We start from the raw sequence: 13293 nt of genomic DNA on the forward strand, positions 1-13293 counted from the left end.
GAACCTGGCGCGGCCCTCAACGCTCCCGGACGTACACTCCGACGCCGGGCAGCGTCTCCGTGATGCCCTTGGCCCGTAGGTTCTGCATGGCCCGGTCGATGACCGGTTCCGTGACGCCGTAGTGCTCGATCAGTTCACGTCGGCTCGGCAGCCTGGAGCCGGGCGGAAACTCTCCCGCCTCGATCCGCTTCTCCAGGTCATCGGCTATTTCCTCGTAGCGGTAGCGCGGTGGCACGGTGATCCCTCCGGTCGGCACCTATAGGAAATCACCAAAGGTGTCCTTGTCAGCCGTGACCCGAACCGAGTTGGCAGAGGAGGCAACCGCTACAACTCGCACCTTGCCTTGCGAACGGTCAGTTCGAGTACGGCGATGACCGTGCCGGCACCGACAATCTCCCCCCGCGACACGAGATCACGTGCCGCGTCGAGTGGGATCCACTCGACCCGTTCGGCCTCGTTGCCGTCCACCGGCGCACCTGTGAAGTCCGCTCGTCGAGACAGGAACAACAGGTTTTCCGCGTCGGCCATGCCCACCCACGGTTGGAACGACACCAACGGCTCGACCGCCGCTGGCCGCCAGCCGGTCTCCTCCTCGACCTCCCGGACGGCACACTCCGCCGGGTGCTCGTCGTCGTCGACGTAGCCGCCGGGTAACTCCCACACCCATCGGTCGAAGACGAACCGGTGCCGGCGCATCAACAGCAGCCGCTCCCGCTCGTCCAGTACGGCGACCATCGCCGAGCGAGGCGCCCGGATCACGTACTGCTCGAACCGTACGCCGTCCGGTAGTTCCACGTCGGCGATGCTCAGCCGCGCTCGTCGAGTACCGTCCACCTCCCGCTCGCCGTGGATCGTCCACCGGGTCGATCCGGCGGCGTGCTTGTCGACCATCCCGTCATTATCGGCCAGTTGCGGATTCCCAGGCCGCTCAGCGCGGCTCGACGTACACGGCGATGCTGCGCGGCGGGACGGTGAAGGTGCCGGTGGCGCGGTCGAAGGAGGCCGTCCGGAGTACCGGGTCGGCCGACTCGCGCAGCACCGGATGCAACGCCACCGACGCGCCCCGCAGCCCGGCAACGGTCTGGGTCGCCGCCGCCGGAGTCGCGTTGAAGACCACCGTCACCGACCGCCAGCGCGGGTCCAGCCCCGTCCCGTCGAGCTTCATGGTCAGCACCCCCGGCGTCTCGTCCACTCCGGAGAGTGGGAACGACACCCGCCGCTGCACCTGGGCCGCGTCGGCCAGCCCGAAGACCGGCGACGAGGACCGGACCCGCAGCAGCTCGCGGTAGCGCGCCTCGGCGAGCCCGATCGCCACGCAGTCGGGTACCAGCTTCGGGTCGGCCAGCAGCGGCCGGGCGTACGGCCACTTGTCGGCGTTGTCGGCGGCCGGCGGAAGTCCGACCCCGAACCCGTTCCCCTCGGCGCAGTCCCAGCGGATCTGGTTGAACCAGTCCCCGCTGTTGTAGGAGTTCCGGTCCAGCGACTTCGACCGCAGCCGTTCACTGCCCGCCGTCACGAAGCCGGTCCCCTGGCTCAGCACCGCCGTACCCAGCGAGAGCACCTGCATCCGCGCCCGGTCCATCGCCGACGTCCCCTGCGGCAGCTTGTACGCCAGCGCGTCGTACAGGATCTCGTTGTCGTGCGCGTCGACGTAGCTGACCGCCTCGCCCGGCGCGGCGGTGTAGCCGGCCGGCGCGCCGTTGTAGTCGACGTCGGCCCCGGTCACCGGCTCGCCGGACGAGCCGACGAACCGGTAGCCGGCGAGGTTGCCGGTCAGCCCGACCTTGAGCTGGTCCTGCTGGTGCAGCAGCCGGGTCCGCTGCTCGGCCAGCGTGCCGTTCACCGGGTCGCCGTTCGGGTCGGTGAAGAGCCCGGAGCCGAAGCCCTGCACCCGGGGGTTGGCGTCGAACGGCCCGCCGCCGCGCACCGCGTCCCGGAGCCGGTCGTTGAAAGTGCCGATCCCGGTACCGGCCATGTTCGCCTGGGTGGCCTGGACGAACCGGGCGTCGCCGGCCACCTCGCCGAAGTCCCAGCCCTCGCCGTAGAGCAGGATCGACCGGCCGTCGACCCCGTCCCGGGCCATCGTCAGCCTGTCCAGCGCGGCCCGCACCGCCAGGAGGTTCGCCTTCGGGTGGTGTCCCATCAGGTCGAACCGGAACCCGTCGACCTTGTACGCCTTCGCCCAGGTGACCACCGAGTCGACCACGAGCTTGCCCATCATGGCGTGCTCGGGGGCGGTGTTGGCGCAGCAGGTCGAGTTGGCGACCGTACCGTCGTCGAGCAGCCGGTGGTAGTAGCCGGGGACGATCTGGTCGAGTACCGACCTCGGGTCGGTGCCGGCCGCCGAGGTGTGGTTGTAGACGACGTCCAGCACCACCCGCAGCCCGGCCGCGTTGACTCCGGCGACCATCTGCCGGAACTCGGTGGTCCGCCGGTCCGGGTCGACCGCGTAGCCGCCCTCGGGCACGGTGTAGTGCAGCGGGTCGTACCCCCAGTTGTAGCCGTCGGTGTCCCGGACCGCGCCGACGCACTCCTGCTGGCGCTCGGAGTCGGCCGGCAGCGCCGCCAGGTCGCAGGGCGGCCCGGCCTGGTCGGCCCGGCGCTCCGGGATGGTCGCGAAGTCGAAGGTCGGCAGCAGGTGCAGGTGGCTGACCCCGGCGTCGGCCAGTGACCGCAGGTGCCGCATCCCGGTGGTCGCCGGGTCGGTGAAGGCCAGGTAGGTGCCGCGCCGCTCCGCCGGCACCGACGCGTCGGCGATGGAGAAGTCCCGGACCGAGACCTCCTGGATCTGGGTACGCGTCGACGGCACCGCCGCCGGCTTGCGCAGCCCCGCCCAGCCGGCCGGGGCCGCTGCCGGGTCGGTCGGGTCGACGATCCGGCTGTGCGTGGAGTTCGCGGTCAGCGCCAGCGAATAGGGGTCGGTGACCGAGGCGGTGACGATCCGCTGTGCCGCCGGCTGCCACGCCTGCACCCGGTAGCGGTAGTAGCGGCCGAGCCAGTCCCGTTCGCCGCGCACCGACCAGACGCCGGTCCGGTCGTCGCGGCGCATCGGCACGGTCCGAACCGTCGCGCCCGGCGAGTCGGAGAGTTCCAGGGTCACGTTCCGGGCCGTCGGGGCCCAGACGGCGAGGCTCGGTCGTCCACCATCGACGGTCGGGCCGAGCCGGGCGGCGCTGGCCGGCGCGTAGAGGTCGTCGAGCACCCCGGGCAGCTGCACCCCGGTGGCGCCGAGCAGCGACCCGGCGGCGTCCCGCTCGGTCAGCACGAGCTGACCGCGCAGCGCCGCCGCCAGCTTGGCCCGGTCGCGCGGGTCCAGCTTGAGGGCCTGGAACTGCCACAGATGCGGGAACTTCGCGCGCTGGGCCTCCGTCGGCCCGCCGGGCACCGCCCGCAACGGCAGTTCGGTGTACGTCCCGACCAGCTCGCCGTCCCGCACCGCCAGCCCGCCGTCCGGGGCGCTGACCAGGGCGTACCGCCGGCCGTCGGTGGGCTGCCCCGGTGGCCGGAGCAGGGTGGAGCGGTCGATCCAGTGTGCCCGCTGTTTCGTGATGTCGAGGTCCGGGGCGGCGCTGCCGGTGGCCGGCAACAGCCGACCGGGGGTGCCGGCGAGCAGCCACGCCTCCCGGCCGGCGCCGGCGAAGTCGAGCCGCTGGTCGTCGGGGACGTCCTTGGTGTCGCCGTTGTGGATGATGTAGCTCAGTCCGGTCGCCCCGGCGGCCAGCGGCACCCGGAAGGTGATGCCGAACTCGTCGCGCTCGGCCGGCGGCAGCGGGCTGGCCCAGTCGGTCGGGTTCGCCGCACCGTCCCAGACGTGCAGCCCCCAGCCGGCGTAGTCGTTGCCGGCCCGGCGGTAGTGCAGCACCGCCACGCTCTCGTCGACCGGCGGGTCCGGTTCGCCGGTCGCCGCCTGGCGGCTCGGATGGACCGTCGGGTCGCCCTGCCTGAGCCAGACCTCGCCGGTCCGGGTCACGTCGACGCTGCGGTCCACCGGCACGTCCTTGTTGCCGGCGGCGTCCACCACCAGGAAGCCGACGGTGCGGGCTCCCGGCTTCAGCTTCACCCAGGCGAACCGGCCGTACGAGTCCTCCCCGGCGAAGGGCTGCCCGCTCGGCCACGGCGTCTGGTACGCCGGGTCGATGTCGCCCCAGGCGTGCAGTTGCCAGTCCGGGTACCCGCCGGCCGGCCGCTGGTAGTGCACCACCAGCCAGTCCCGGGCGTCGGTCCGGGGCGGGGTGCCGACCGTCGCCGTCGACCGGGCGGTGCCGGTACGCCCCGACGAGTCCCGCACCACCGCCTTGTACTCGATCCGGGCGCCGCCCGGCAACCCTTGCAGGTCGTGGTGGACCCGGTACGGCACCGGTCCGCCCTGGTTGCGGGCCTGGCCGAGCAGCCTCCAGGCGCCGCCGTCGACCCGGGCCGCCACGGTGACGGTGGCCAGCGGGTCCCCGGTGACCTGGGCGACCACCCCGGCCCGGGTCGGCACCGCCGCCTCCGGTGCCGGGTCGGTGATCCGGACGCTCGGCGCGGCGGTCGGCCGGGCGATCGGGGCGTCCGCCCGGAGCACGACGGCGGCCAGCGGCGGCACGGTGATGCTCAGTTTGCCGTCCGGGCCGGCCTGTGCGGTCGCGTCCGAGCCGTAGATGCCGCTGAACCGGGTGCCGGCCGACCAGGTGTGCACGGTGACGGTCTGCGCGGTCGGGGCGTTGTTGACCGCGGCGACGTACTCGACCCGGTCGGCGGGGGCGATCCGGGAGAAGGCGAAGACCCCGGGGCCGTCGGCGGCGTACCGGGTGACCTGGATGCCGTCCCGCAGCGCCGGATGCGCCTTGCGCAGCGCACCGAGCCCGGCGATGGTCCGGTAGAGCGGATGCGTCGGGTCGTACTGGTCGACGGCGTGGCTCCGGTCGGTGCCGAGCAGGTCGTCGTCGAGATAGTCGGCGGTACGGGAGGCGAACATGTCCTGCCGGGCGTCCCGGTCCCCGCCCGGCCCGGTGAAGCCCTGCTCGTCTCCGGAGTAGACGATCGGCTGTCCCCGGGTGAGGAACATCAGCTCGTGCGCGAGCTGGTCCCGGCGCAGGTGGCTGGCCGGGTCGGTGCCGCCGTTCGCGATGAAGGAGCCGATCCGGCCCATGTCGTGGTTGCCGAGGAAGGTCGGCAACCGGCCGGCGTCGGTGTCCCGGGCGGTGTAGAGGTCGTCGGCGGCGAACCCGTCGGCCAGCGCCTTCGCCGAGCCGCCGCCGCTGGCCACGTAGCCCCGGGCAGCGTTCTGGAAGGTGAAGTCGAGGGTGGCCGGCAGCCCGCCCCGACGGACGTACGTCGAGGTGACCTCGGGGTTGGCGTCGTAGACCTCGCCGAACATGAAGAAGTCCGACTTGCCGGCCCGGCGGGCGGCCTGCTCGACGCCGGCCCGGAACTGCGGCCAGAACTCCAGGTTGACGTGTTTGGCGGTGTCCAGCCGGAAGCCGTCGACGCCCAGCTCGGTGACCCAGTCGGCGAAGATCTTCGTCATCCCGCGTACCACCTCGGGGCGCTCGGTCCAGAGGTCGTCCAGGCCGACGAAGTCGCCGTACTCGCTGTTCTCGCCGACGAAGGTGGAGTCGCCCCGGTTGTGGTACATCGTCGGGTCGTTGAGCCAGGCCGGCACCTTGACCCGGCGGTCCGCCTCGTGTGCGAACGTCGGCCGGTACGGGAAGGACTCCTCGTCCACCGCCGGGAAGGCACGGCTGCCGTCGGCGTAGTTGCGGTCCTCGAACGCTCTCCCCTGCGCGTCCCGGTACGGCTGGCTCGCCTTGTCCCGGTAGCCGGTCTGACCGTCGGGATACCGGATGACGTCGGCGGTGTGGTTGACGATGACGTCCAGATAGATCTTGATGCCCCGCCGGTGTGCCTCCCGGACCAGTTTCCGCAGCTCCTCGTTGGTGCCAAAGTGCGGGTCGACCCGGGTGAAGTCGGTGATCCAGTAGCCGTGGTAGCCGGCCGAGGCGTCCGCCCCGCTGCCCTGCACCGGCCGGTTGACGAAGACCGGGGCCAGCCAGATCGCGGTGGTGCCGAGCCCCTGGACGTAGTCCAGTCTGTCCAGCAGGCCGCGCAGGTCGCCGCCGTGGTAGAAGCCCTTGTCGCTCGGGTCGTGGCCGGTGCGCAGCCGGTCGCCGGCCAGCCCGCCCCGGTCGTTGCGGGGGTCGCCGTTGGCGAACCGGTCCGGCAGCACGAAGTAGAACTGCTCGGCCCGGCCCCGGTCGGCGTCGGCCGCGTCGAGCAGCGCCTCGGCCGAGGGTTCCGCCGTCCACTCTGCGCCGAGCGTCGCGCTGGTGGACTCCGCCCGGTCGTCCGGGCCGGTCGCCGCGCCCGGCCGGCCGGCCGGGCTGAACCCCGGTCCGGCGACCGCGCCGGCTCCGGTCAGCGGGAGGGTGAGTGCGGCGGCGAGGACCAGCAGCACGGTACGCCGCAGCGCGGTGCGTGGCACGACGGTCGGCGGCAGCGGCAGCGGCTTCATCGACGGCCTTCCTGTGGTCGCTGATTCGCCCGCACGCTAGTCCTTTGCGGAAAGTCTATGCAAGACCTTGCAATGAAAGCGTCCGCCATCCATCATCTTGCGCAAGCCGTGCCGCCGCCCGTACCGCCTCCGGGCCGGGCCGGACCAGCGGGAGCCGTACCGAGGGGGTCGGGATGCGCCCCTGGGCGTGCAGCACCGCCTTGATCACCGTCGGGTTCGGCTCGGCGAAGAGCGCGGTGGAGAGCGCGGCGAGCCGATGCCCGAGCCACCGGGCCCGGGCGGTGTCGCCGGCCCGCCACGCCTCGGCAAGCTCCACGAAGGCGGCCGTGCCGAGGTGTGCCGAGGCCAGGATGCCGCCGTGCGCGCCGAGCGCCAGCAGTGCGGAGATCAGCGTGTCGTCGCCGCCCAGCACCGCGAAGTCGGGCGGCGGTTCGGCCAGCAACTCGACGGTGCCGCCGTCGATGGCACCGACCGAGTACTTGATCCCGGCCACCCCGGGCAGCTCGGCCAGCCGCCGGATCGCGTCCGTGCCGAGGTGCTGACCCGTCCGGTACGGCACGTGGTAGACGACCAGCGGCACCGGGCTGGCGGCGGCGAGCGAGGCGAAGTGCGCGAGTACGCCGGCCTCGCCGGGGCGCAGGAACGGCGGTACCACGCTGAGCGCCGCCACCACCTCGGCCCGCCGGGGCAGCGCCTCGACCGCCTCCACCGCGTTCGCCCCGACGATCAGCGGGGCGTTCCGCTCCCGGCAGACCCGGGCCACGGCGTCGACCACGGCCTGCCGCTCCCGGACGTTCAGCGACGCCGGCTCGCCCGTGGTGCCCAGCGCCACCACCCCGGCCGCACCGGCCGCCAGCACCTGATGGGTCAGCGCGTCGAGTGCGTCGAGCGCCACCGCGCCGGTGGCATCGAACGGGGTGATCAGCGGTACGTACACGCCGGAGAACGTCATGACCACAGCGTCCGGCAGGCGGACCCGTAAGGTCCAGTACAGCTTTCTGAACAGTTGCGTAAGCTCTGCTGATGCTCGACGTACGTCGGCTCCGGCTGCTCCGCGACCTCGCCCGCCTCGGCACCATCGCGGCGGTGGCGCAGGCGCACACCTACACCCCGTCGGCGGTCTCCCAGCAACTGGCGACGCTGGAGCGGGAGGCGGGCGTGCCGCTGCTGGAACGCACCGGGCGGCGGGTCACCCTCACCACCGCCGGCCGGGTGCTGGTCCGGCACGCCGAGACCGTCCTCACCGCACTGGAGCAGACCACCGCCGCGCTCGCCGCGGTCGCCACCGGCCCGACCGGCCCGCTGCGGATCGGCGCCTTCCCCACCGCCGTCCGTACGCTGCTCCCGGCCACCCTGGTCGCGCTCGGCCAGCAGCATCCCGGGCTGGAGCTTCGGGTGACCGAACTGGACCCGGTCGCGGTACCGGCCGGGCTGCGCGAGCGCCGGCTCGACGTGGGTCTGCTGCACGACTACGACGTCGTACCGGTGGAACCCGATCCCGGGCTGGAGACGCTACCGCTGCTGGACGAGACGGTCTTCCTCGCCGTGCCCGCCGGCGAACCGGAATCCGCCGACCCGCTGCGGGCGACCCGGGACGCGGCCTGGATCCTGGCCAGCCCCGGCACCCTCTGCCACACGGCCACCCTGCACGTCTGCCGGACCGCCGGCTTCACGCCCCGGGCCCGGCACCACGCCGACGACTTCGCCACCGTGCTGGCCCTGGTCGCCGCCGGCCAGGGCGTCTCGGTGATCCCCCAGCTCGCCGCCGCGCAGCCACCGGTCGGCGTCCGGCTGGTGCCGCTGGAGACCCGACGCCGGACCCGGATCGCATACCGGCGCGGCGCCGCCAGCCATCCGGCGACCGCCGCCTTCGTCGCCGCGATCCGCACCGCCACGAGCGGCTTCCTCGGCGGCTGACCCCGGATATTTGGCGGCGCCCGACGGCCGTCGCTCCTACCCTGGCCGGGTGCGGAGACGGCGGCGGACGAGGCTCGGGGCACGGCGACGCAAGATGCTCGGCAAGCGGCTCGCCGACGCGGTGCTCCGGGCGGCTACGGGATCTGGCAGGCCCGACCGTTCACCGTGCAGCTGATCGGCCGCTCGCCGTCGCCCCAGCGTTCGAACTGGAACCGCAGCGGATCGGATTCTCCACCGGCCAGCGGTGCACCGCTGCGGAAGATCCACCGCCCGTCGTCGCGGTCCACCGATGGCCGGGGCGCGCCCTCGACCCAGAAGCCCCGCAGGTCGTCGACCTCGTGCCGGAACCGCAGCTCCACGGTCCAGGACTGTGCCGAGCCGCTCTCGTTGCGCACCAGCACCTCGGCGATGAACGAGTCACGGTAGTCGGCGAGTACCCGGTAGCGGCCGGTCAGCGGCTCGGGCGGCTTCGGTGCGGAGGTGGTCGGCCGGGGCCGTGCCGGTGTGGTGCGCGGCGGAGCGGGCCGGGACGCGGCCGGCTTGCCGCCGTTCGGCCGCGCCGAGGTCGGCGTCGGGGTCCGGGGCGCCGCCGACGGGGAACTGCTCGGACTCGCCGGGTCGGTGCCGGAGTCCACCGGTGCCGGGGTGGAGCCGGGGGCGAACGGCCAGGCCGGCTCGGGCGCGCCGGAGGTGCGCCGGTCACCGGTGAGGTATCCGGCGGCGAGGGCGAAGAGCACGGTCATCACCAGGACGCCGGCCAGCACGACGATCCACGGCGCCGCCGCGAGCAGCCTCGGCCGGGTCGGTTCGGGGGCGCTCACCGCGCCGGAATCCGCACCGAGATCTCGTTGCCGAGCCGTCGTCCGGAGGAGAGTTCCAGGTCGTCGCCGCTCCAGAACCGACCGGGGTCGTACCAGTTCGGTCGGCGGCCGGCCGGGAGCAGCCCCATCGCCTGGTAGGTCGCCGCGACGACCTCGGCGCAGTACGCCGTCTCCAGGGTGCTGTCGTTCGGCCGGCGGCGCACGGCGGGGGCCCGGCCGCGCAGCCACCGCCAGGCGAGCTGGGCGGTGGACGGGAACGGCGTTCCGTCTAGGCGGGCGATGGTACGCAGCACCCCGTTCTCCATCTCGTCGTCGGCCGGCGGTTCGAGTTGCCGCAGCCAGGCGCGCTGACCGTACCGGATTCCCCAGACCCGGACGGCGTCGCGCAGGTCGTGCAGTTGCACGCCCCGCTGGTGGCTGCCCGACCACAGATCGGGCAGCGACCGGCCGAGTTCGGCGTGCCACATTAACGGCGGCAGGTCCTCGATGACCACGGACATTCCGACATGGTTCACCGGACTGTTCGTGGTGAACTGGATCGCCCGATCCGGCACGCTGCGACCCCGGAAGACCCAGACGTCGCCGGTACGGGTCAGCTCGACCGCCTCGTCGAGGCTGAGTTCGGTGCGCTCCTCGGCCATCGCTCCCACCTCGGTCCGCCGGGCCGTCCCGGGGCCCGCCGACTGACTACCCTAGGCGGATGCGCTGGTGGAAGGTAATCGGTGTGGCGAGTGTCGTCGGGGTGGCCGCCACCGGGGTGGTGCTGGCCCGGTCCGAGCGGCGCCGCCGGGCGTACACCCCGGAGCAGATCCGCGACCGGTTGCGGGAACGGCACGCCGAGGCGCTCGGTGGGACGACGTCCGACGACGGTCGGCCGGCCGCCGGGCCGGACCCCACCGAGCACCCGGCCTAGCCGCACCCGGTGTCCCGGCATCCGGAAAGGCTTGCGTTTCTAGCAAGACGGACGTACGGTTTTGTTGAGTCGAACGGGACGTTGGTAAGGGTTACCTGAGCCCTGCGGCGAGGTACTGGGTAGGAAAGACTGCGGGGTACTACGCCCGGTCGCCCGCCGGCCGGGGGCCGGCCGACCCGCCCCCGGACACGCCGACCGCATGGGCCGGGACGAAGACAGCGTGAAGGAGTACGACGTGGCGAGCCTCGACACCTTCGGTGCGAAGAGCCAGCTACGCGTCGCAGACGCGAGCTACGAGATTTTCAAGATCAACACGGTACCCGGGCACGAGCGCCTGCCGTACAGCCTGAAGATCCTGCTGGAGAACCTGCTCCGCACCGAGGACGGTGCGAACATCACCGCCGAGCACATCCGGCAGCTCGGCGACTGGGATCCGGACGCCGACCCGAGCGTGGAGATCCAGTTCACCCCGGCCCGGGTGCTGATGCAGGACTTCACCGGCGTGCCCTGCGTGGTCGACCTGGCCACCATGCGGGAGGCGGTCCGCGAGCTGGGCGGCGACCCGACCAAGGTCAACCCGCTCGCACCGGCCGAGCTGGTGATCGACCACTCGGTGATCGCCGACCTCTTCGGCCGGCAGGACGCCTTCGCCCGCAACGTCGAGCTGGAGTACGGCCGCAACAGGGAGCGCTACCAGTTCCTCCGCTGGGGCCAGACCGCCTTCAACGAGTTCAAGGTCGTCCCGCCCGGCACCGGCATCGTGCACCAGGTCAACATCGAATACCTGGCCCGCACGATCATGGAGCGCAACGGCCAGGCGTACCCGGACACCGTGGTCGGCACCGACTCGCACACCACCATGGTCAACGGGCTCGGCGTGCTCGGCTGGGGCGTCGGCGGCATCGAGGCCGAGGCCGCGATGCTCGGCCAGCCGGTCAGCATGCTCATCCCCCGGGTCGTCGGCTTCAAGCTGCACGGCGAGATGCCGGCCGGCACCACCGCCACCGACCTGGTGCTGACCATCACCGAGATGCTCCGCAAGCACGGCGTCGTCGGCAAGTTCGTCGAGTTCTACGGCCCCGGCGTCAGCGCGGTGCCGCTGGCCAACCGGGCCACCATCGGCAACATGTCCCCGGAGTACGGCTCCACGGTGGCGATCTTCCCGATCGACGAGGAGACGGTCCGCTACCTGAAGCTCACCGGGCGCTCGGAGCAGCAGGTCGCGCTCGTCGAGGCGTACGCCAAGGAGCAGGGCCTCTGGCACGACCCGGCCGCCGAACCCGACTACAGCGAGCGGCTCGAACTCGATCTCTCCACCATCGAGCCGTCGCTGGCCGGCCCGAAGCGCCCGCAGGACCGGGTGCCGCTGGGCAACGCCAAGACGCTCTTCCGGTCCGCGTTGATCGACTACGTCGGTGACGGCGGCGACGGCGCGCACGGCCCGGCCGACGAGGCGAGCGAGGAGTCCTTCCCGGCCAGCGACCCGCCGGCCAACGGCGTCAACGACCCGGCCGACGCCCCCCACGAGCTGGTCTCCGCCGCCACCGGCGCCAAGGGCCGGGCCAGCAACCCGGTCCAGGTCACCGGCGACGACGGCGTGGAATACGAACTCGACCACGGCGCGGTGGTGATCGCCGCGATCACCTCCTGCACCAACACCTCCAACCCGCAGGTGATGATCGGCGCCGCGCTGCTGGCCCGGAACGCCGTCGACCGGGGGCTGTCCCGCAAGCCGTGGGTGAAGACCACCCTGGCCCCGGGCTCCAAGGTGGTGATGGACTACTACGAGCGGGCCGGCCTCACCCCCTACCTGGAGAAGCTCGGCTTCCACCTGGTCGGCTACGGCTGCACCACCTGCATCGGCAACTCCGGCCCGCTGCCCGAGGAGGTCTCGGCGGCGGTCAACGAACACGACCTGTCGGTGGTCTCGGTGCTCAGCGGCAACCGGAACTTCGAGGGCCGGATCAACCCGGACGTCAAGATGAACTACCTGGCGTCCCCGCCGCTGGTGGTGGCGTACGCGCTGGCCGGCACGATGGACATCGACCTGGCCAACGAGCCGATCGACACCGGCGCCGACGGTCAGCCCGTCTACCTGCGGGACATCTGGCCCAGCGCCGCCGAGATCGACGAGGTCATCGCGAGCGCGCTGCGCAGCGAGATGTTCACCAAGGACTACGCCGACGTCTTCGCCGGGGACGAGCAGTGGCGTTCGCTGCCCACCCCGGAGGGCGACACCTTCGCCTGGGACGGCGAGTCGACGTACGTGCGCAAGCCCCCGTACTTCGAGGGGATGGACCGGGAACCCACCCCGGTGCAGGACATCTCCGGCGCCCGGGTGCTGGCCAAGCTCGGCGACTCGGTCACCACCGACCACATCTCGCCGGCCGGCTCGATCAAGCCCGACTCCCCCGCCGGGAAATACCTCGCCGAGCACGGCGTGGCCCGGCACGAGTTCAACTCGTACGGGTCCCGGCGCGGCAACCACGAGGTGATGATCCGGGGCACCTTCGCCAACATCCGGCTGCGCAACCAGCTCGTGCCGGGGGTCGAGGGCGGCTTCACGGTCAACCACCTGACCGGCGAGCAGACCTCGATCTACGACGCCTCGGTGGCCTACCAGGAGGCGGGCATCCCGCTGGTGATCCTGGCCGGTACGGAGTACGGCTCCGGCTCGTCCCGGGACTGGGCGGCGAAGGGCACCATGCTGCTCGGGGTACGCGCGGTGATCGCCCAGTCGTACGAGCGGATCCACCGGTCGAACCTGATCGGGATGGGCGTGCTGCCGTTGCAGTACCCGGCCGACACCGACGCGGAGTCGTTGGGGCTGACCGGCACCGAGACGTTCTCGATCAGCGGGGTGACCGCGCTGAACGAGGGCCAGATCCCGCGTACCGTCCGGGTGACCACCGACACCGGAGTCGAGTTCGACGCCGTGGTCCGGATCGACACCCCCGGCGAGGCCGACTACTACCGGCACGGCGGCATCCTGCGGTACGTGCTGCGCAAGATGCTGGCCGCCTGAGCCGGCGCCGCCAGCTCCGCGAGACCCGGCCGGTCACCCCAGTCGGGGTGACCGGCCCGGCCCGTTCCCGGCGACTTGACCTCAATCGAGGTTGAGGACGCAGACTCGGCCCGTCAACTCCACG

The 13293-nt window shown here is 72.4% G+C and carries 9 protein-coding genes; 3 read left to right on the forward strand and 6 right to left on the reverse strand.

What is annotated here, in order from left to right; genetic code table 11:
- Positions 1–16: 16 nt before the first annotated feature.
- From C6W10_RS33395 to C6W10_RS33410, 4 genes are all read right to left on the reverse strand, one after another.
- Positions 17–256: a GntR family transcriptional regulator gene (locus tag C6W10_RS33395; protein ID WP_107263025.1), complete on the reverse strand. Its 240-nt coding sequence runs from the start codon at positions 254–256 to the stop codon at positions 17–19.
- A gap of 68 nt (positions 257–324) precedes the next feature.
- Positions 325–891: an NUDIX hydrolase gene (locus tag C6W10_RS33400; protein WP_107263026.1), complete on the reverse strand. Its 567-nt coding sequence runs from the start codon at positions 889–891 to the stop codon at positions 325–327.
- 37 nt (positions 892–928) lie between these two features.
- A complete protein-coding gene (pulA, locus tag C6W10_RS33405; RefSeq protein WP_107263027.1) occupies positions 929–6493 on the reverse strand; it encodes a pullulanase-type alpha-1,6-glucosidase in 5565 nt (1854 codons plus the stop codon).
- Positions 6494–6548: 55 nt separating this feature from the next.
- Positions 6549–7445: a dihydrodipicolinate synthase family protein gene (locus C6W10_RS33410; protein ID WP_107263028.1), complete on the reverse strand. Its 897-nt coding sequence runs from the start codon at positions 7443–7445 to the stop codon at positions 6549–6551.
- 71 nt (positions 7446–7516) lie between these two features.
- Here C6W10_RS33410 and C6W10_RS33415 point away from each other — a divergent pair, with 71 nt between their 5' ends.
- Entirely contained in the window at positions 7517–8410 is an 894-nt protein-coding gene (locus C6W10_RS33415) for a LysR family transcriptional regulator (RefSeq protein WP_107263029.1), read from the forward strand.
- A 134-nt stretch (positions 8411–8544) separates the two neighbouring features.
- On the opposite strand, the gene C6W10_RS33420 is transcribed toward C6W10_RS33415, so the two are convergent.
- Positions 8545–9231 (reverse strand): cellulose-binding protein, encoded by a 687-nt coding sequence (locus C6W10_RS33420; protein ID WP_107263030.1) that lies wholly within the window; start codon positions 9229–9231, stop codon positions 8545–8547.
- Positions 9228–9872, reverse strand: coding sequence for a hypothetical protein (locus tag C6W10_RS33425; protein WP_107263031.1), 645 nt, complete (start codon positions 9870–9872; stop codon positions 9228–9230). The genes C6W10_RS33420 and C6W10_RS33425 overlap by 4 nt, the downstream gene beginning before the upstream one ends.
- A 59-nt stretch (positions 9873–9931) precedes the next feature.
- On the opposite strand from C6W10_RS33425, the gene C6W10_RS33430 reads away from it, so the two are divergent.
- Positions 9932–10144, forward strand: coding sequence for a hypothetical protein (locus tag C6W10_RS33430; RefSeq protein WP_107263032.1), 213 nt, complete (start codon positions 9932–9934; stop codon positions 10142–10144).
- Positions 10145–10364: 220 nt separating this feature from the next.
- Entirely contained in the window at positions 10365–13169 is a 2805-nt protein-coding gene (locus C6W10_RS33435; protein WP_107264489.1) for an aconitate hydratase, read from the forward strand.
- The last annotated feature ends 124 nt before the right edge of the window (positions 13170–13293 follow it).

Source organism: Plantactinospora sp. BB1 (assembly GCF_003030385.1).
Lineage (GTDB): Bacteria > Actinomycetota > Actinomycetes > Mycobacteriales > Micromonosporaceae > Plantactinospora.

Bases quoted from the DNA above. Each gene is read 5' to 3' on its own strand.
- C6W10_RS33400 (WP_107263026.1), bottom strand. From the start codon at position 891: ATGGTCGACAAGCACGCCGCCGGATCGACCCGGTGGACGATCCACGGC.
- pulA (WP_107263027.1), bottom strand. From the start codon at position 6,493: ATGAAGCCGCTGCCGCTGCCGCCGACCGTCGTGCCACGCACCGCGCTG.
- C6W10_RS33410 (WP_107263028.1), bottom strand. From the start codon at position 7,445: ATGACGTTCTCCGGCGTGTACGTACCGCTGATCACCCCGTTCGATGCC.
- C6W10_RS33415 (WP_107263029.1), top strand. From the start codon at position 7,517: ATGCTCGACGTACGTCGGCTCCGGCTGCTCCGCGACCTCGCCCGCCTC.
- C6W10_RS33425 (WP_107263031.1), bottom strand. From the start codon at position 9,872: ATGGCCGAGGAGCGCACCGAACTCAGCCTCGACGAGGCGGTCGAGCTG.
- C6W10_RS33430 (WP_107263032.1), top strand. From the start codon at position 9,932: ATGCGCTGGTGGAAGGTAATCGGTGTGGCGAGTGTCGTCGGGGTGGCC.